We start from the raw sequence: 18,066 nt of genomic DNA on the forward strand, positions 1-18,066 counted from the left end.
AGATTGATCAGCGGATATTGAGCAGGGTTTTCAGGGTATTTCGCGGGGGGTTGATCGAGGCGTTGCTGTATTCGAACCAGCCTTGGGCTTGGACATTCAGGTCAAACACATAGATGTAGCCCATCAAAGTGCCAGCCCCGCTGCAGGCCTCGCTGATGTTGCCGACCTGGCATACCGGCGTGCGCTGGCCGTTCAACACCGCGCCATTAAAGAGGCCAACCGGGTTATTGCCCAGGCCGACTTCCATCACAGAAACCCTGGTGGGCCCGCGGTGTTCACACATTTGGGTAGTGCTTACACGTTCCGGAATGGTCTCGCTGCACTTTGCCGACTCGACCTTGAACACACGCACTTCGCTCAAGGGCGGTGCAGTCGCGCCCCACGCCGGTGCTGCGCCGAGCAACAGGCTGATACAGGGGATCAGGGCTAGACTCCACGGGTTAGCGTTTTTCATGCTGCGGGTGACCTTCGTTTAAACGTCGGCGCAGTATGCCTCAAGGCCTCGGCTGCTGGTATGATGCGCCGCTTTTTCCGATCCTCTCTGAAACCAAAGGCGCTTGGCGCAGTTTGTGCTTTGACTTAGAGGTCAACAAATCACGACGCCACAGAGCGTCACAGGGAGCAGGCATGCTGGAAAAGCTGTTTCAACTCAAGGCACACAACACCAACGTGCGCACCGAGATCCTCGCGGGCATCACGACATTCCTGGCCATGGCCTACATCCTGTTCGTGAACCCGAGCATCCTCGGCGAGACCGGCATGGACAAGGGCGCGGTGTTCGTTGCGACCTGCCTGGCGGCGGCCATCGGTTCGACCGTGATGGGCCTGATCGCCAACTACCCGATCGCACTCGCGCCGGGCATGGGCCTCAACGCCTTCTTTACCTACACCGTGGTCCTGCACATGGGCCATACCTGGCAGGTTGCGCTGGGTGCGGTGTTTATCTCGGCGGTGCTGTTCTTCCTGCTGTCGATCTTTCGTATCCGTGAGTGGATCATCAACAGTATTCCCCTGCCCCTGCGCTCGGCGATTGCCGCGGGTATCGGCCTGTTCCTGGCGCTGATTGCGCTGCACAACGCCGGGATTGTGGTTGCCAACCCGGCCACGCTGGTTGGCCTGGGTGACTTGAAGCAACCGGCTCCAATCCTCGCCACCCTGGGTTTCGTGCTGATCGTTGCGCTGGAGGCCCTGGCGGTACGCGGAGCCGTGCTGATTGGCATCCTGGCAGTGACCATCGTGTCGATCCTGCTGGGCGTCACCCCGTTCGGCGGCGTGACCTCAATGCCGCCGTCCCTGGCCCCGACTTTCCTTCAGTTGGATATTAAAGGCGCGCTGGATATCGGCCTGGTGAGCGTGATCTTCGCGTTCCTGTTCGTCGACCTGTTCGATAACTCCGGCACCCTGATCGGCGTCGCCAAGCGCGCGGGCCTGATGGGCAAGGACGGCCACATGCCGAAAATGGGTCGCGCACTGATCGCCGACAGCACCGCCGCCATGGCCGGTTCGCTGCTGGGTACGTCGACGACTACCAGCTACATCGAATCGGCTGCCGGCGTGAGCGCGGGTGGCCGCACCGGTTTGACCGCCATCGTAGTAGCGATCCTGTTCCTGCTGGCGCTGTTCTTCTCGCCACTGGCCGCCAGCGTTCCCGCCTTTGCCACCGCACCCGCGTTGCTGTTCGTGGCCGTGCTGATGACCTCCGGCCTGGCCGAAATCGACTGGGACGACATTACCGTTGCAGCGCCGGTGGTGATCACCGCCCTGGCGATGCCCTTCACTTACTCCATTGCCAACGGCATCGCCTTCGGTTTCATCGCCTGGACCGCCATCAAGCTGCTTTCGGGCCGCTACCGTGAGCTGAACCCGGCGCTGGTGATTCTGTCGATTCTGTTTGTGATCAAGCTGGGCTGGTTCAACGCATGACTTTTGACGCCGCACGCTACACCGCTCAACTACAAGACAAGGTCACGCGCTTGCGTGACCTGCTGGCACCGTTCGATGCACCGCAGCCACAGGTCTTCGACTCGCCCCTGCAGAACTTCCGCCTGCGCGCGGAGTTCCGCCTGTGGCGCGAAGGCGGTGAGCGCCACTACGCGATGTTTTCCCAGGACGACAAGCGCACGCCGATCCTGATCGAAGAATTCCCTATCGCAAGCCTGCGTATCAACCAGTTGATGCCGCAACTCAAGGCCGCCTGGCAAGCCAGCGCCGCCCTGAGCCACAAGCTGTTCCAGGTGGAGTTCCTCACCACCCTGGCCGGCGACGCGATGATTACTCTGTGCTATCACCGCCCGCTGGACGAGCATTGGCACGCTGCCGCGAACCAGCTGGCTGCCGACTTGAACGTCAGCATCATCGGCCGCTCGAAGGGCAAGCGCGATGTGATCGGCCATGATTACGTGGTGGAAAAACTCGACGTTGGCGGGCGCACCTTCAGCTACCGCCAACCCGAAGGTGCCTTCACCCAACCCAACGGCACGGTGAACCAGAAGATGCTCAACTGGGCATACGAAGCCTTGGGTGACCGCCCGGATGATTTGCTTGAGCTGTACTGCGGCAACGGCAACTTCACCCTGCCCTTGGCAACCCGCGTGCGCAAAGTGCTGGCCACCGAGATCAGCAAGACCTCAGTGAATGCAGCCCTGAGCAACCTCGATGAAAACGCAGTGGATAACGTCACCCTGGTGCGACTCTCCGCTGAGGAACTCACCGAAGCCCTTAACGAAGTGCGCCCGTTCCGCCGCCTGCACGGCATCGACCTGAAGAGCTATGAGTTCGGCAGCGTGTTCGTCGACCCACCGCGCGCCGGCATGGACCCGGACACCTGCGAACTGACCCGACGCTTCGACAATATCCTGTACATCTCCTGCAACCCGGAGACGTTGGCGGCGAACATCGCGCAACTGCATGACACGCACCGCATTACCCAATGCGCGCTGTTTGACCAGTTCCCGTGGACGCACCATATGGAATCCGGGGTGTTACTGACTCGGCGGTAGTTCAACGTCCTCAGGTTCCTTCTTGCGTGGCCGCCCGCCCTTCTTGCCATTGGCTCGGGCGGCGGCAGATTTGGCGGCGCTGCTTTTGCGACCGTTGCGCGAGGCAACCAAACTGGTGGCTAGGTCCATCAGCGGTTTGCTGGTGGCGATCAGGCCCGTGACCGAAACATCCAAGTCCTGGGCCTCACAGCACAGCGCCTTTCCGCCAAAGCCGACTTCAAGTTGCTCAAAGTCCTCCAAGGAAAACCCCGCGAACTCGGGCAGGCCAGCCACCGGCAGTACAACGCGACTGCCGTCGCTGAAGCCGATGGAAATGCAGTTGTCCTCATAACGCACAGAGCTGGCGCGGGCATAAAGGTGCCGTGTCTTACGCCCTCGGGCTATCGCCTTTTCGACATCGGCCTCAGTGAGCGGTTTATAGGGGACAACTTTGGCTTTTACGATTTGCTTCATAGTTCAATCTCCACAAAACCCGGTGCCCTGACCAGATTCAAAATTGTTTTCTGCCCAACGACATCGTGCCGGGCACGCGCGATCACATAAACACCCGGCTGAATGATCAGCCCAGGCAACACCTCGCGGGCCTCCCAATCCCAGGAGTGATTCTCCAGGCAGACCGTTTGCAGGTATTCCCACCAGATCCTGCGTGCCCGCGCCAGGTAATGCCGCTGCATGATCGCCTCGCGTATTTCTTTCAAAACCGCCAGGGGTGGCTGCCGCCGCTCAGGCTCGACATCCCACAACTCAACATCCCCATCCAGAAAACTGAAACTAAAACGCGCATCCCATCCGTTCCCCCTCACATGCACATGGGGCGGGCAATGCTCATCCCTGATAAACACCGAAATCACATATCCCTTGTAAGCGCCTACTTTCATCGTAACCCATCCGTTAGGTTATTTTCCGCCAGGTAACAATTTTCCCGTGCCACCCGACAACCGGCTTCATATTCCCGAAGCTGTTTCACAGATTAGTAACCACAAAAAACCCGGCGAATACCGGGTTGTAACCACTCATGCCGACGGCTGGAAATACCCCGCCAGCGCGCGCAAATCCTGCTCACTCAGCAACCCCGCGTAATACTTCAGCTGAATCCTCGCCAGCAGATACGCATGCCGCGCATTCGCCAAATCGCGACGGGCGGTGAAGAGTTGTTGCTCGGCGTCGAGTACATCAAGGTTGACCCGCTCACCGCCGGTGACGCTCTTTTTAGTCGCGGTAACCAGGGCGGTGGCGGAGCTGACGGCCATTTCATAGGCACGCACTTTGGCCGCGCCGCTGGTATTGAGGTTGAACTGCTTACGCAACTCCACCAGTGTCGCCGAGGTTTGCGCGTCCAGCTCATACTGGGCCTGGGACAGCTGGTTCGCCGCCTGGCGGGTGGAAGCCGACACCCCGCCGCCGGCAAACAGTGGCAGGCTGACCTGAATGCCGACACTGTTGGTGTCGTACTTTTGGTTGTAGCTGCTTTCCGAGTCAGAGCTGGTCTGGCGACTGGTGGCGTACAGGCTGACCTTGGGCAGGTGGCCTGCACGTTTGCGCTCCACTTCATAGGACGCCACGTCCAGGGCGTGGTGCTGGGATTTAAGCTCAGGGTTATTAGCCATGGCCATTTCGCGCCAGGTTTCGAAACGGTTCGGCTCCAGGGGCGGGATATCGAATTGGCGGGTCAGCGGCGCCAGCTGTTCGATCTGTAAAGGTTGGCCGACGATGGCTTCCAGCTCGCGCAAGGCGCTGTCCTGAGCGTCCTGGGCTTCGATTTCTTCAGCCTGCGCCAGGCTCAGGCGCGCCTGGGTTTCCAGCACATCCGTGCGTGTGCCTTCGCCGCCCTTGGGCAGGCGATCATTGAGTTGCAAGCGCTCGGCAAACGCGCGTTTCTGCGCCCGGCTCAACTCAATGCGCTCCTGCGCCAGCAACGCCTGGCTGTAAGCGCTGAGCACGCGCACGGCCAGTTCCTGGCTCTTTCCGCGAAAGCGCTCGTCAGCCATCAACGCCTGGGCGGTGCCCTGGCGAAAACGCGCATAGGCCTCGTAATCCAGTAATGGCTGCTGCAAGGTCAGGGTCGATGCATAGCTGCGGTAGTCACGGTCGCTGGTGACATCACCCGCCGTCACTTCAGACTCATTGCGCGAGTTGTTATAGCTCCACGACAAGTTGGGCAACAACGCCGCACGGCCGATCACGCGATTCTCTTCACCGGCTTCACGTTCCTGTATGGCCGCCTGAAAAGTCGGATCATTGCGCAGGGCCAAGTCGTAGGCATCCAGTAAACCCAAGGCATGTGCCGCCGAGGTACAACCGAAACACAAGGTAAACAGCAGCGCCTTCATTCTTCCACCAGGGCCATATGGGTCCGGTCCAGCAGGGGTTTGAACAGGTAGTTGAGCATCGAGCGCTCACCGGTCTTGACGAAGGTTTCCACCGGCATGCCAGGGCGTATCCGTGCACCGTCGAGCTGCTGCATGCCGGCCGCGCTGACCTGGGCGCGCAGTGTGTAATACGGTTCGTCGGTGCGCTCATCGACCTGGCGGTCGGCAGAAACCAGCGTCACCTCGCCGGCCACCCGTGGCGTGGTGGACTGGTTGAATGCCGAGAACAGCAACTCCACCGGCAAGCCCGGATGCACCTTGTCGACCATCTGCACTGGCACCCGCGCTTCGACCAGCAACGGTTCGCCTTGCGGCACGATGTCCATCAGTGCCTGGCCGGGCTTGATCACGCCGCCTTCGGTGTACACGTCCAACCCCACCACCACACCAGAGGCGGGGGCGCGTACCAGGCTGTTGGCCAGTTCGAACTCGGCCGAGGCCAGGCGATTGCGCAGGTCGTCGCTGCGGGTGCGGGTCTCGGCCAACTGGCCGCGCAGGTCTTTCTGGAAGTCTTCGCCGAGCTGGCGAATGCGCAAGCGCAGCTCGAGGACCTGGCGTTGCAATTGGCCGATACGGCCGTAGTCCTCGGCGATGGCGCCATCGATTTGTGAGTACAGGCGTTCGCTGTCGAGCAGGCGGTTGCGCGGAATGTAGCCGTCACGTGCCAACTCGCGCAGGCCTTGCAGTTGCTCATTCAACGCCGCGCGCTGCTGGACCTTGCTCGCTTGCGAATCCCGCGTACCGCGCAACTGCGCCTCGGCCCCGGCGATGGTTTCGCGCAGGCCTTGTTGCTCGGTTGCCAAGGCCTGGGCGCGGCTATTGAACAGCTGCCGTTGCAGGTTCAGGGTGCTCGCCGCCTCAGGATCGTTGAGCAGTTCAAGGCCGAAGGTGATCGCCGACAACCCTTCGCTTTCGGCACTCAAGCGCGCTTCGCTGGCCAGGGACGCCAAATACTGGCTGCGCAGGGACTGCATCTGTCCGCGCAACGGGGTTTCCTTCAAGCGCAGCAGCACTTGGCCCGCGTTGACCACATCACCGTCGCGCACCTCGATACGTTCAACGATGCCACCGGCCGGGTGCTGCACGGTCTTGCGATGGCCTGAGACCATGACCTTGCCCGGGACCGCCACGCCTTTATCGAGTGGCGCCAATGCCGCCCAACCGAGGAACCCGGCAAAACCGCCGAGTACCAACAGCCAGCCCAGGCGTGAGTATTTTTTGTCATCCAGCGCCAGCACGTTGTTTGGGGCGTCGCCGATCAACACAGGTTTGCTCTGGCTCATGCCTGTTTTCCTTCACCGAGGCGGTAGCTCATGCTCATGGTCGACACCGGCTTGTTCGCTGCCGGTTTCTGCCGTGCCTCCAACACCCGCGCCGTCGGCCCGTAGGCCTGCAATTGGCCTTCCTTGAGGATCAGCAATTGATCAGTCAGGCTCAGCACATTGGGCTTGTGGGTGATCAGGACCACAGTGCGGCGCTGTTGCTTGAGCTGGGCGATGGCCTGGAGCAAGGCCTGCTCGCCCACTTCGTCGAGGTTCGCGTTGGGTTCGTCCAGCACGATCAGCGCGGGCAGACCGTACAGCGCACGGGCCAGCGCGACGCGTTGCTTCTGGCCACCGGACAAGCCCGCGCCGCCCTCGCCCAGTTGCGTCTCGTAGCCTTGGGGCAGTTGCAGGATCAGCTCATGCACGCCGGCCATTTGCGCGGCAGCCAGAACCTTCTCCGCGTCAACCTCGGCAAACCGCGCGATGTTTTCCGCGAGGCTGCCGGCAAACAATTGGATGTCTTGCGGCAGGTAACCGATGTGCGGCCCCAACTGCTGTTTGTCCCACAAAGCCAGGTCGGCGCCGTCCAGCCGCACCTTGCCGGCCAAGGGTGCCCAGGCGCCCACCAGTATTCGGGCCAAGGTGGATTTACCGCAGCCCGACGGCCCGATCACCCCCAGCACGTCGCCCGCCGCCAAGTTAAAACCCAGGTTGGCCAGCGCCGGCCGACGGCTGCCGGGCGCGCAGGCGCTGATTTGCTCCACGCTCAGTTGGCCTTTGGGCACCGGCAGGCTCATGCGTTCCGGCCGTGCGGGATTCGCCTCCAGCATCTGTGACAGCCGATCAAACGCCAGGCGCGCCGAGCCCCACTGTTTCCACACGCCAATCAACTGGTCGATCGGGCTGAGCACGCGGCCCATCAGAATCGAGCCGGCAATCATCATCCCCGGCGTGATATCGCCCTGCACCGCCAGCAAGGCGCCCAGGCCCAGCACCAAAGACTGCAATGCCAGGCGCACGCCCTTGGACCAGGCGGTGACGGTCGCGGTCTTTTCGCTGGCCAGGTTCTGCTGCGCCAGGAACGCCTGATGCTGGCCGAACCAACGCCCGCGCAACGTAGCGAGCATGCCCATGGCTTCGATGGTGTCGGCATTGCGCAGGTTGGCCGTGGCCTGCTGGCTGGCACTGATGGACAGTTGGCTGGCCAGGGCCATCGGCGCCTGGCTGACGTGATGGTTGACCCACGCCAGCACAATCAACACCACCGCCCCTACCAGCGCCAGCAGGCCGAGCCAGGGGTGAAACAGGAAGATCACCAACAGGTACACCGGAAACCACGGCGCATCAAAAAACGCGAACAACGCCTGGCCGGTAGCGAACTGGCGCAGGGTGGTCAGGTCATGCAGCGCCTGCCCCGCCGCCTGGGTGCCGCCCTTGAGTTGCGCTTCGAACGCAGCGTCGTACACCCGCTGGTTCAAGCGCATGTCCATCTGCGTGCCGAGGCGGATCACCACCTGGCTGCGCACCCATTCCAACGCGCCCATCAGGCCGAACAGGCCGAGGATCATCAGCGTCAGCATCAACAGGGTCATCTGATTGCCCGAGGCCAACACCCGGTCGTACACCTGCAGCATGTAAAGCGCCGGGGCGAGCATCAGCAGGTTGATCACCGCCGAGAACAGGCCGATGTTGAAGAAGCCACTTTTATAGGCCGCGAGGGCGGCCAGGGTTTCGTTGCCGGCGTGGCGCATCTGGGGATTCTCACGGGGTTGGGCGCGCAGCGTCGCCGCGTTGACAGGCGATACGACGCTGCGCAGAATTCGGCACCACTGTCGCCCGAAGAATTAGAAGGCTTAGGCGACAGCGGTGTAATGCGGCGAATGGGAGAGCGATCTTCCATTCGCTTTTTTCATGCAGCAGAGGTTCAGGCCGCGAGGGCCCAGTCCTGCGCAGCGTCTTGCACGCCCACCAGCGCCACGTCGGTGGTGGCAGCGGTGGCCGCGTGTGCAGCCAGCCCGGCGCTGACTTCGTCAAAGGTGCTGGCGGTGGACAGACCGAAATCGTCCAGCAGGTCGTTGAGCACGGTTTCCAGTGCCGACGTGTTGCCTTGCATCAAGCCGTAGATCACGCTCTGCACTTCGTTGCCGGTGCGGCCTGCGCCTTCGGCGGCAAACAGGTCGAGGCCGTTGAACGCCACCTTGTAGGCACTCAGGTCAAAATCGCTGCCTGCGCCGCCGGTCAGGCCCGTGCCCAGCTCGACGTTATCCAGGTTGCCCCACAGGTAGTGGTTCAGGTTGCTGCTGGCCGGCAAGGCCGGGTTGAACACATAGTGCAGGCCGTTGCTGGTGTTGCTGTCGGCGATAAACGCGTAGTCGGAGTTGTTGGCGCCATGCGTCGAATACTGATCGCCACTGAAGGTGCCGTTGCTGAAACCGCCGGTGTTACCGGTGCCATGGCCTGCGGTGGCGAAACCTATGGCCCAGTCCGTCAGGTAGTCGGACAGCGACGTAGTGCCCAGGTACGACTCGTAACTAACAGAAATAGTCATCACTAAACCTCGTTATAAACAGCGCTATTGATCAGTACGCAGGTGCGCACTTTTTGCCCAACCCTGGGCAAAACCGTGGGTGGATCCAGTGCCTGCGCACAGGATCAGAATGTGTATTCGAGCATTCCGCTCAGCGTGCGCCCGCGCGCCAGGCTCAGGTTGTTGGCATCGCCCATGGCGACGAAATACGCCTCGTCCGTGGCGTTCTCCAACGCCAGCGCGATATTCAATTGATCGGTCATCCAGTAACTGGCGTAGAGGTCATACACGGTGTACTTGGGCCACATGGCCTGGTCGATGAACTGGTAACCCTGGTTATTCAGGTTTTCCCCATTACCGGAGCTGTAGCGAACACGAACGCCGGTATCCAGGCGCTTCTCCAGGAAGCGTGCCCCCACCGTCACCGACCCTCGATCCGCCGGTGTATAAGTGGCGTTGCCCATGATTCGGCCGCAGCTTTCCTTGCTGTTGGCGACGTCGTCATCCAGCACTTCATATTTAGTGACAGGCCTTCGCCCAATCGTGCCGTTGGGGCGCACGTACGTCTCGATCACGGTGGTTGACGGCCCGTTCTTCTTCGCACCGCCCATGTAATAGTTCTTCGAGCAGAACTCATTCGTGCCGATCATGTGGGTGTAGCTGAGGTTGGTGTAAGCCCGGCCCATGTCGTAGTTGAATTGGTACTCAAGGCCTCTGAACCGGGTGTCATTGAGGTTATTGGTATACGCCATGATCCCGTTGAAACCGCCCACGGAGGTTTCCGGCAAACTCACGCTGGTATTGAGGAAGGTGAAGTTCTTAATCTTGGTGTCGAAGTACGCCACCTTGATGCCCAGTCGGTCGTCATTGAAAAACAACGACTCCTTGAACACGTTCATCCCCACTTCCCAATCGCGGGACTCTTCGGGCTTGAGGTAGGGGTTGGGAAACACGCGCTCACCCGAACCGCCACCGTGCGGGCGGCCGCTCATGAAGGTTTCCGTCACGGCCGGCGGGCGCCAACCCTTGCCCCAGCGGGTATACAGTTGCAGCCAGTCGAGCCCCGGCTTGATGCCGATACCAAAGGTCGGAGAGAACTGCCCCTGCTCACGATCAATATCGAAAATGTCCTCGACGCGCTTGGCGCCTACCGAACTTGAGTAAAAACGGTCGCGCTTCCAGAGCGTCATCCCCGTAACGCCCTCCAGCCGATAACGGTCGTAACGCAGGCCGGCATCCACGGTCATCCAATCGTCATAGTCGTATTGGAGGGTGTTGAACAGGCTAGCGATGGTGCGTTTGCCTTCCGGGTCTGCACTGGGGGTGTAGGGCAATGAACCGCTGGCGACCGTATTGCTCGACTCGACCTTGTTGGTGCTGGGCTTGAACCTGTCTTGATACATCTCCAGGCCATAGCTCCAACTCAAGTGCCCTACGCGGCCCAGGTCAAAGCGCGACGTGTTTTCGCCTTGCAGGCCCCAAGTGTCGGTCTGGAAATGGTCGGTGTAGCCCGGGGTGTAGTTGCCAGAACTCACGGACGCCGTATTGGGTGCGTTGGCGCGATCCAGTTGGGTGGTGACGAAATACAGCTTGGCCTTGAAATCTATCAGCGGGTTATCCGGGCTGTAGCTGTAGTCCAGCGCGACGTTTTTTGCGTTGAGGTTGTTTTTGCTGGTACGCAGGTAGTAGGTGCTCTGAAGGTCATCGGCGATGTAGCCCCAGGCATCGTTACTGTCAGCGTCGCTTTCCAGGTAGCTCAACTGCACACGCTGATCGTTGGGCAGGTTCAGGCCAAGCTTGACGATCTGCGAGCGGGTCACGCTGCCGGTGTCGCCGACTTCGCTGTTCAACCAGTCGTCAAAGGCTACCGGGGCGTACTTTCTGGCCCGCATGTTAGTGCCCAGGTTATCCGCGTTGCGCTTGCCGCCACGGTAGTTACCGAAGTGGCGCTCGCTGTACCCCAGCATGACATCGCCGCGCTCATCACCGAAGGCAAACACGCCACTGCCGTTGAAGTCGGTGCCGTTGCCCAGTTCACCGATGCCGCTGCCAGCGCGAACTCGCCCGCCGTATTCTTTGCCGTCCTTGAGAAACTCGCTGGCATCCAACGTCTTGAACGACGCAATACCGCCCAACACCGCCGCACCGCCCTGCCCCGACTGGCTGCCCTTGTCGATCTGGATGCTGGAGACGAACTCCGGATCGATCAGCATTGTGCCGTTGCGTTGCTGGTGGCCGTTGACGTTGAAGTTCTGGCGCATGCCGTCGATGTTCATGTTGACGCGACCGTAGTCCTGCACGCCGCGAATATTCACCGACAGCCCAGGGTCGCGCTGGTTGACGGCGGTGTAGACCCCGGCGGTTTCTTCAAGCATGTCGGCGGCGTGACGGGGCGGGCGTTTATCGATCATGTCACGGCTGATCACGGCCACGGACTTTGGGCTCTGGTACACCCAGTCGCTGGCCTGGCCGTGGGTGTTGCCAGTAATGGTGGTGGTACCCACCGTCATGGCGCCGTCATGGTCGTCGCTGACGCGGCTGAGGGTGACCTGGCGGTCGCTGGTGAAGCGGTATTCCACGGGCGCAGCGCCAAGCAAACGGCCCAGCCCTTCCTGCACGCTGAAACGGCCCTTGAGTGCGGTGCTGTTCAAGCCGCGCAGGCGCTGGCTATCAAACAGCACTTGCAAGCCGGCTTGGTCGGCAAAGGCCAGTACGGCGACGCCCAGAGGTTGCGCAGGAACATCGAACATCAACACGGCGGGCTGGGCGGCATTACCTGCCTGCGGCTGCGCGGCATACACGGGTGCCGTTACCGCGAACAGGCCCAAGTGAATGGCCAGGGCTAACCGGCTACCGGTGGTGCGCCCCTTGTTGAGTGCTGACATTTCTGTTGTTCCCTGCGCTGAGCGTTTTTGTTTGTGAGAATGCTTCTCACCTAGCAAGACGTGCGGCACGCAGGAAGTCAGTAAGACTTTTCGAAAGTTTTTTAAGGAGGGGGGCGTTCGGCGGGTGGGAGAAGGCCTCCCACCGGGTATTCAATAGATCAGGCTGAGGCCTGCCAGGTCCAAGCGTTGCACTTGCAGTTCCTGGGTGAGGGTGGCGAGGGCAGTGTCGAGCATGTCGAGGCGAAACACGCCGCTGACTTCGCGATCGCCCAGTTGCGCGTCTGTCAGCACGATGCGGCCAGGGCGGTAGCGGTTGAGTTGCTCGATGACGTTCGCCAGGGGCTGGCGATCAAAAATCAACACGCCGCGTCGCCAACTGGTGGCGCGCTCCACATCGAATTGATCCAGGGGCACGATGCCTTCCTGAGGGCTGTAGCGTGCGGCCTGGCCTTCCTTGAGCACTCTGTCGGCCGCGCCTTTTTTCGGCGTGGCTTGCAGGGAAACCTCGACACTGTGCTGCAACATGCCGACCCAGGCCTGGCTATCGCCCTCGCGCTCCACCACAAACCGCGTGCCCAGGGCCCGGGTTTGCCCCCCGGCGCTCTGCACCACGAAGGGCCGGTTTTCCCCGCCCACCATCGGCGCCACGTCAAAAATCGCCGCGCCCTGGATCAGGCTGATGCGCCGTTGTACGCCGTCATAGTCCAGGCGGATGGCACTGGCGGAATCCAACTCGACCTTGCTGCCATCGGCCAGGTGCACGGTGCGCATTTCGCCTTTCTGGGTGATGTAATCGGCTTGCATGCGCAGCAACATGTCCGGGCCCCGCACCCAGCCGACGCCCGCCGCCACCACAACCAGCGCGACGACCGCCGCGCGTTGCCATGGCCTGCGCCGCGTGGAGCGGCGCACCGGCAGCGTGGCTGCGGAGGGCCGCTGGCGACGCACCGGTTCTTCCTTATGCACCTCGCCCAATGCCGCCCACGTCTGTTCGGCAAAACGCAGTGCCGCTTCGTGGCGACTGTCGCAGGCGATCCAATGCCGCAGCTCGGCCTGCTCCTGGTCGGTCAGGGCACCGGCGTGCAAGCGCACCGCCCACTCGGCGGCCGCCTCGGTAATGCTGTGCTGTTGCGGACCCTGGCTATTCACGTGTGAATCTCGAATTTTTCGTTATATAACGCTGTGACGTCTGACCTGGCGTATTTCAGTAACTCATTCGTCGGATGGCACGCCCTCGCCGTCCTGCAAACGCTGCATCACGTAGGCCAAGGCCTTGGCCAGGTGCTTTTGCACGGAGCTGTCAGAGATGTCCAGGTGCCGCGCGACCTGGGCGTGGGTCATGCCTTCGATGCGGTTGAGACGGAAAATCTGCTGGGTGCGCTCCGGCAACTCCGCCAGTGCCTGCTTCAATGCCTGTCGCTGTTGCTGCGCCATTGCCTGAGCCTCCAACCCGGCCACTTCATCTTCAATCTCAGCCAGCGCCTCATGGGGCACGGAGTCTGTCTTGCGCCGCGCTTCCTGGCGAATATGGTCGATCAGCAGATTGCTCGCCGTCCGATAGAGATAGCCCTGGGAGTTGTCGATGCGCTCGCCGGCCGGTTTTTCCGCCAGGCGCAGGAAGCTCTCCTGCACCAGGTCTGCGGCCAACTGCGGGTCCCGTACCTTGCGCGCCAGATACCCGCGCAGGGTATCGGCGTGCTTGAGAAACAGGCCTTTGAGATCCACGTCCGACAAACCGACTCCCTGGAATGTTAAGGAAACAGGCGGCATCTTAAGCGTTGTCGAGAATGATTTTCAATTGATATCTAATCTGATTCAACCGTACGAAAGGTCTGATTAACGGTTCGATTATCGAACATATCCGCCGCCATCAATTGACCAAATTAACTAACCAGTACATTTTATCCACACAACTAACAAGAACTGTGGAGAAACCCTCAATGCCGCCCATCGTGCTGGTGCTCAACGGCCCCAACCTCAACCTGCTCGGCACCCGCGAGCCCGCCACTTACGGCCATGAAACCCTCGCCGACGTCGCGGCGCTGTGTGGCCGCAGCGCCGAACAGCTCGGGCTGAAAATCGAATTTCGCCAGACCAACCACGAAGGCGAATTGCTCGACTGGATCCACGGCGCCCGCGCCCGTTGCGCTGGCATCGTGATCAACCCGGCGGCCTGGACCCACACCTCTGTAGCCATTCGCGATGCGCTGGTAGCCAGTGAAGTGCCGGTAATCGAGGTGCACCTGTCCAACGTGCATGCCCGTGAAGCGTTCCGCCACCACTCCTTTGTGTCGCCCATCGCCAAGGCGGTGCTGGCGGGGTTCGGCAGCCATGGCTACCACCTGGCCCTGGAACATTTCAGCCATCTGCTCAAAGGGGCGGTCCGATGAAACCGCACATCCTCGCTGGCCTGATCGGCGCCGGCATCCAGGCTTCCCGCACACCGGCCCTGCACGAACAGGAAGGTGATGCCCAAGGCCTGCGCTACCTGTATCGCTTGATCGACCTTGAGCCCTTGCACTTGGACATCAACGCCCTGCCCGACCTGCTGCACGCCGCCGAGCTGATGCACTTCACCGGGCTGAACATTACCTACCCCTGCAAGCAGGCGATCCTGCCGCTGCTCGATGAACTGTCCGACGAGGCCCGTGGCATCGGTGCGGTCAATACAGTGGTGTTCAAGGACGGCAAACGCATCGGCCACAACACCGATTGCCTGGGGTTCGCCGAAGGATTTCGACGCAACTTGAATGACGTGGCGCGCCAACGTGTGGTGCAGATGGGCGCTGGCGGTGCGGGCGCAGCGGTGGCCCACGCGCTGTTGGCGGAAGGTGTGGAGCAGTTGAGCATTTTCGACGTGGACGCCAATCGCGCCCGCGACCTTGTGGATAACCTCACGCAACGTTTCGGTGCTGGCCGGGCCCAGGTCGGCAACCACTTGGAGAACGCGATGGCCGAGGCCGACGGCGTGGTCAATACCACGCCGATGGGCATGGCCAAGCTGCCCGGCACACCGGTGCCGGCCGCTCTGTTGCGCACTGAGTTATGGGTCGCGGAAATCGTGTATTTCCCACTCGAGACCGAGCTGCTGCGCGACGCCCGCGCCTTGGGCTGCCGCACGCTGGATGGCGGCAACATGGCGGTGTTTCAGGCGGTGAAGGCGTTTGAGTTGTTCAGTGGGGAGGTGCCGGATGCAGACCGGATGTTGGCGCACTTCCAGAGCATGAACATTTCACTGTAGTAACCGAATCCAAATGTGGGAGCGGGCTTGCTCGCGAAGGCGGTGTGTCAGTCACTCAATGTGTTAACTGATCCACCGCATTCGCGAGCAAGCCCGCTCCCACAGGGATTGCATTTCAGCCTTGAGAGTCGCGCGCACTCAAGCCTGCAAATAGCGCATCACCGAGTCACAAATCATGTCCCGATGCCGCTGTTTAATCGCTTCATCCGACAACTCAATCTGAAAGATCTCGCTGAACGTATGGCGGTTGGACACACGGTAAAAGCTGAACGAGTTGATCAGCAAATGCACATCCAGCGGCTCCAGCCCCTCGCGAAACACCCCCATCTCGGCCCCGCGACGCAACGTCGCGCCCAGCGCTTCGAGAATGTTGCTGTTCATCGCCTTGATCGCATCCGAGCGCTTCACGTACTCGGCATTGTGGATATTTTCGATGCTGACAATGCGCACGAAATCCACGTTCTGGTCGTGGTGATCAAAGGTGAATTCCACCAGCCGACGGATCGCCTCGCGCGGTTCCAGCGCGGTGAGGTTCATCTGGGTTTCGGTGGTGCGAATGTCGCCGTAGAGCTTTTCCAGCACCTCGACGTACAACTGCTCCTTGCTGCCGAAGTAGTAATAGATCATGCGCTTGGAGGTGTGGATGCGCTCGGCGATTGCATCCACGCGAGCGCCGGAAAGGCCCTGCTGGACAAACTCCACAATGGCTTCCTGGAGTATGTTCTCGCGGGTCTTTTCCGGGTTGTTCTTACGACTCTTGCGGGGTGCCTCGGAGGTCATGGTGCGCTCACGGCCAGTGTTGTGCAGGCCGTGATTATGGGCCGCGATGCTGCCTGAAAGAAAGCGCCGGCCTGCCGTTATAAACGCGCCTGGCGAACCGCACCGCTGCGCGATTTGGCCATTGCCGCCAAGCGCACCGCCACATTGGCCGCACCGTAGCCGGCATAGCCGTTCTTGCGTTGGATGATCTCGAAGAAAAACCGCCCTTCAAAGGGTTCGGTGTACACGTGAAACAACTCACCGCCCTGAGCGTCGCGGTCGTACAGCACGTTGTAATACGCCAGCTCGCTGAGGAACTCCTCGTCAAAGTCGAAACGTGCCGCCAGGTCATCGTAATAGTTGAGCGGGATATCCAGCAGCGGCACCCCCGCCTCCTTGGCGCGGCTCACTTCGGCGAAAATATCTGCGCAATCGAAGGCAATGTGGTGCACGCCCGAGCCGCGATAGCTCGACAGGGCATGGGAAATGGCGGTATTGCGGTTCTCGGAGATGTTCAGCGGCAGGCGAATCGAGCTGCACCGGCTGCGCAATGCGCGGCTTTTCACCAGGCCGTAAGGATCGGGCAGCACCACTTCATCATCGGCCTCGAAATCCAGCAGGCTCTTGTAGAACAGCACCCAACTGTCGAGGCTGTCGGCCGGCAGGGCCATCGCCATATGGTCAATGCGCAACAGGCCGCCGCTGGTGGTCGAAGCGGTTTGCAGGTTGAAGTCGGTGTCGTACAGCGTGCCTTCGCTGGGGTCCACAAGGTAAATCAGGCTGCCATCCGGTGCGCGCACCGCCGCCAACTCCAGCTCGTTGGGCCCGACCAGGCCGCGATACGGCTGGCCCTTGTAGGCCACCGCGCGCTCCAGCGCCTTGGCGCTGTCCTTGACCCGGATCGCGGTGGCACACAACGACGGCCCGTGGGCCTCGAAAAAGTTGTGGGCAAAAGAATAGGGTTCGCAGTTGAGGATCAGGTTGATATCACCCTGGCGCAGCAGGCTCACGCTCTTGGAGCGATGCTGCCCGGCCTTGACGAAGCCCAGGCGTTCCAGCCAGTGCGTCAGCTTGGCGCCGAGGCTTTCATCGACAGCGAATTCGAGGAATTCGATACCGTCGTATTCGCTGGCGGCCGGGGTATCAAACAAAATCTCGACCGGTTGCGCCGGTGCTTCCTGCTTCAGGCGTTCGCGGGTTTTCTCCTCCAGGTACAGCAAGGAGCGCAGGCCATCCGCCGCATTAGCACGGGTGGGCGCGGCGCGGAAGCCGTCGTTGAAGATTTCCAGGGACAGGGGCCCGGTGTAGCCACTCTTGATGATCGGCGCGAGGAACCCCGCTAGGTCGAATTCGCCCTGGCCGGGGAAGCAGCGGAAATGTCGGCTCCATTCCAGGACGTCCATGGCCAGGATTGGCGCGTCGGCCATTTGTACAAAAAAGATCTTGTCGCCGGGGATCTCGGCAATGGCACTCGGGTCGCCGTTCAGGGACAGGGTGTGGAAGCTGTCGAGCAGTACGCCCAAGTTTGGGTGATCAACCTGACGCACCAGGTTCCACACCTGTTGCCACGTGTTCACATGCTTGCCCCAGGCCAGGGCTTCATAGCCGATGCGCAGGCCTCGGCGGCCGGCGTGTTCGGCCAACAGGCTCAGGTCATCGAGTAAAATGCGCTCGTCACCTACACAGTCGGCCGACGCATTGCTGCACACTAGCACCAGGTCGGTGCCCAGCTCTTGCATCAAGTCGAACTTACGCTCGGCGCGTTCCAGGTTGCGCGCCAGCCTGTCACGGCGGCAACCTTCAAAGTCGCGAAACGGCTGGAATAAGGTGATGGCAATGCCGAGGTCGGCGCACATCTGCCTGACTTCACGGGAGCTGCCGTCGTAGTACAACAAGTCGTTCTCGAAGATTTCGACCCCATCAAACCCGGCGGCGGCAATGGCTTCGAGCTTTTCCGGCAGGGTGCCGCTCAAGGAAACAGTGGCGATGGAACGTTGCATGGGCGACTCCCGGCAATTGTT

General features: G+C 61.2%; 16 protein-coding genes. 4 read left to right on the plus strand and 12 right to left on the minus strand.

Going from position 1 to position 18,066, the window contains the following annotated elements; all coding sequences use genetic code 11:
- Nucleotides 1-7 precede the first annotated feature (7 nt).
- On the minus strand, nucleotides 8-454 hold the full coding sequence (locus JBO08_RS24070; protein WP_065875354.1) for a DUF4879 domain-containing protein: 447 nt from the start codon (nucleotides 452-454) through the stop codon (nucleotides 8-10).
- A 173-nt stretch (nucleotides 455-627) separates the two neighbouring features.
- Between JBO08_RS24070 and JBO08_RS24075 the strand changes: the two genes are divergently transcribed.
- Nucleotides 628-1,923 carry an NCS2 family permease gene (locus tag JBO08_RS24075; RefSeq protein WP_034117796.1) on the plus strand — a complete coding sequence of 432 codons (1,296 nt, stop codon included), beginning with the start codon at nucleotides 628-630 and terminating at the stop codon, nucleotides 1,921-1,923.
- Nucleotides 1,920-2,999, plus strand: a complete 1,080-nt coding sequence (gene trmA, locus JBO08_RS24080) for a tRNA (uridine(54)-C5)-methyltransferase TrmA (RefSeq protein ID WP_065875355.1) — start codon at nucleotides 1,920-1,922, stop codon at nucleotides 2,997-2,999. Before JBO08_RS24075 ends, trmA begins: the two co-directional genes overlap by 4 nt.
- Here the strand turns inward: trmA and JBO08_RS24085 are convergent.
- The 9 genes from JBO08_RS24085 to JBO08_RS24125 all read right to left on the minus strand — a co-directional run bounded on the left by JBO08_RS24085 (nucleotide 2,982) and on the right by JBO08_RS24125 (nucleotide 13,779).
- Entirely contained in the window at nucleotides 2,982-3,452 is a 471-nt protein-coding gene (locus JBO08_RS24085; protein ID WP_065875356.1) for a DUF2442 domain-containing protein, read from the minus strand. The two genes, trmA and JBO08_RS24085, sit on opposite strands and share 18 nt — an antisense overlap.
- The gene (locus tag JBO08_RS24090; RefSeq protein ID WP_065945491.1) at nucleotides 3,449-3,877 is read right to left on the minus strand and encodes a DUF4160 domain-containing protein; all 429 of its coding nucleotides are present in this window, start codon (nucleotides 3,875-3,877) and stop codon (nucleotides 3,449-3,451) included. Before JBO08_RS24090 ends, JBO08_RS24085 begins: the two co-directional genes overlap by 4 nt.
- Nucleotides 3,878-4,012: 135 nt before the next feature.
- Nucleotides 4,013-5,329, minus strand: coding sequence for a TolC family outer membrane protein (locus JBO08_RS24095; protein ID WP_220075026.1), 1,317 nt, complete (start codon nucleotides 5,327-5,329; stop codon nucleotides 4,013-4,015).
- Entirely contained in the window at nucleotides 5,326-6,651 is a 1,326-nt protein-coding gene (locus JBO08_RS24100; RefSeq protein ID WP_065945493.1) for an HlyD family type I secretion periplasmic adaptor subunit, read from the minus strand. The genes JBO08_RS24095 and JBO08_RS24100 overlap by 4 nt, the downstream gene beginning before the upstream one ends.
- Nucleotides 6,648-8,384, minus strand: a complete 1,737-nt coding sequence (locus JBO08_RS24105) for a type I secretion system permease/ATPase (RefSeq protein ID WP_065875360.1) — start codon at nucleotides 8,382-8,384, stop codon at nucleotides 6,648-6,650. Before JBO08_RS24105 ends, JBO08_RS24100 begins: the two co-directional genes overlap by 4 nt.
- 173 nt (nucleotides 8,385-8,557) lie before the next feature.
- Nucleotides 8,558-9,181: a heme acquisition protein HasA gene (locus tag JBO08_RS24110; RefSeq protein ID WP_065875361.1), complete on the minus strand. Its 624-nt coding sequence runs from the start codon at nucleotides 9,179-9,181 to the stop codon at nucleotides 8,558-8,560.
- A gap of 104 nt (nucleotides 9,182-9,285) precedes the next feature.
- Nucleotides 9,286-12,045 (minus strand): TonB-dependent receptor, encoded by a 2,760-nt coding sequence (locus tag JBO08_RS24115; RefSeq protein WP_065880435.1) that lies wholly within the window; start codon nucleotides 12,043-12,045, stop codon nucleotides 9,286-9,288.
- 150 nt (nucleotides 12,046-12,195) lie between these two features.
- Entirely contained in the window at nucleotides 12,196-13,194 is a 999-nt protein-coding gene (locus JBO08_RS24120; RefSeq protein ID WP_220075027.1) for a FecR family protein, read from the minus strand.
- 63 nt (nucleotides 13,195-13,257) lie between these two features.
- A complete protein-coding gene (locus tag JBO08_RS24125; RefSeq protein ID WP_049711425.1) occupies nucleotides 13,258-13,779 on the minus strand; it encodes an RNA polymerase sigma factor in 522 nt (173 codons plus the stop codon).
- A 206-nt stretch (nucleotides 13,780-13,985) separates the two neighbouring features.
- Here JBO08_RS24125 and aroQ point away from each other — a divergent pair, with 206 nt between their 5' ends.
- Nucleotides 13,986-14,435 (plus strand): type II 3-dehydroquinate dehydratase, encoded by a 450-nt coding sequence (gene aroQ / locus JBO08_RS24130; RefSeq protein ID WP_065891154.1) that lies wholly within the window; start codon nucleotides 13,986-13,988, stop codon nucleotides 14,433-14,435.
- Nucleotides 14,432-15,286: a shikimate dehydrogenase gene (locus JBO08_RS24135; protein WP_065891155.1), complete on the plus strand. Its 855-nt coding sequence runs from the start codon at nucleotides 14,432-14,434 to the stop codon at nucleotides 15,284-15,286. The genes aroQ and JBO08_RS24135 overlap by 4 nt, the downstream gene beginning before the upstream one ends.
- A 138-nt stretch (nucleotides 15,287-15,424) precedes the next feature.
- Here the strand turns inward: JBO08_RS24135 and JBO08_RS24140 are convergent, their stop codons facing one another.
- Nucleotides 15,425-16,066 (minus strand): TetR/AcrR family transcriptional regulator, encoded by a 642-nt coding sequence (locus JBO08_RS24140; RefSeq protein ID WP_049711422.1) that lies wholly within the window; start codon nucleotides 16,064-16,066, stop codon nucleotides 15,425-15,427.
- A 77-nt stretch (nucleotides 16,067-16,143) separates the two neighbouring features.
- Nucleotides 16,144-18,045, minus strand: a complete 1,902-nt coding sequence (gene quiC, locus JBO08_RS24145; RefSeq protein ID WP_220075028.1) for a 3-dehydroshikimate dehydratase QuiC — start codon at nucleotides 18,043-18,045, stop codon at nucleotides 16,144-16,146.
- Nucleotides 18,046-18,066: the final 21 nt, after the last annotated feature.

The organism is Pseudomonas sp. LAP_36, assembly GCF_019456785.1.
GTDB classification, from domain to species: Bacteria; Pseudomonadota; Gammaproteobacteria; order Pseudomonadales; family Pseudomonadaceae; genus Aquipseudomonas; species Aquipseudomonas tritici.

What these genes read in the sequence shown, in the direction of transcription:
- JBO08_RS24070 (WP_065875354.1), bottom strand. Translation starts at nt 454, where the DNA reads ATGAAAAACGCTAACCCGTGGAGTCTAGCCCTGATCCCCTGTATCAGC.
- JBO08_RS24075 (WP_034117796.1), top strand. Translation starts at nt 628, where the DNA reads ATGCTGGAAAAGCTGTTTCAACTCAAGGCACACAACACCAACGTGCGC.
- trmA (WP_065875355.1), top strand. Translation starts at nt 1,920, where the DNA reads ATGACTTTTGACGCCGCACGCTACACCGCTCAACTACAAGACAAGGTC.
- JBO08_RS24085 (WP_065875356.1), bottom strand. Translation starts at nt 3,452, where the DNA reads ATGAAGCAAATCGTAAAAGCCAAAGTTGTCCCCTATAAACCGCTCACT.
- JBO08_RS24090 (WP_065945491.1), bottom strand. Translation starts at nt 3,877, where the DNA reads ATGAAAGTAGGCGCTTACAAGGGATATGTGATTTCGGTGTTTATCAGG.
- JBO08_RS24095 (WP_220075026.1), bottom strand. Translation starts at nt 5,329, where the DNA reads ATGAAGGCGCTGCTGTTTACCTTGTGTTTCGGTTGTACCTCGGCGGCA.
- JBO08_RS24100 (WP_065945493.1), bottom strand. Translation starts at nt 6,651, where the DNA reads ATGAGCCAGAGCAAACCTGTGTTGATCGGCGACGCCCCAAACAACGTG.
- JBO08_RS24105 (WP_065875360.1), bottom strand. Translation starts at nt 8,384, where the DNA reads ATGCGCCACGCCGGCAACGAAACCCTGGCCGCCCTCGCGGCCTATAAA.
- JBO08_RS24110 (WP_065875361.1), bottom strand. Translation starts at nt 9,181, where the DNA reads ATGACTATTTCTGTTAGTTACGAGTCGTACCTGGGCACTACGTCGCTG.
- JBO08_RS24115 (WP_065880435.1), bottom strand. Translation starts at nt 12,045, where the DNA reads ATGTCAGCACTCAACAAGGGGCGCACCACCGGTAGCCGGTTAGCCCTG.
- aroQ (WP_065891154.1), top strand. Translation starts at nt 13,986, where the DNA reads ATGCCGCCCATCGTGCTGGTGCTCAACGGCCCCAACCTCAACCTGCTC.
- JBO08_RS24135 (WP_065891155.1), top strand. Translation starts at nt 14,432, where the DNA reads ATGAAACCGCACATCCTCGCTGGCCTGATCGGCGCCGGCATCCAGGCT.
- JBO08_RS24140 (WP_049711422.1), bottom strand. Translation starts at nt 16,066, where the DNA reads ATGACCTCCGAGGCACCCCGCAAGAGTCGTAAGAACAACCCGGAAAAG.
- quiC (WP_220075028.1), bottom strand. Translation starts at nt 18,045, where the DNA reads ATGCAACGTTCCATCGCCACTGTTTCCTTGAGCGGCACCCTGCCGGAA.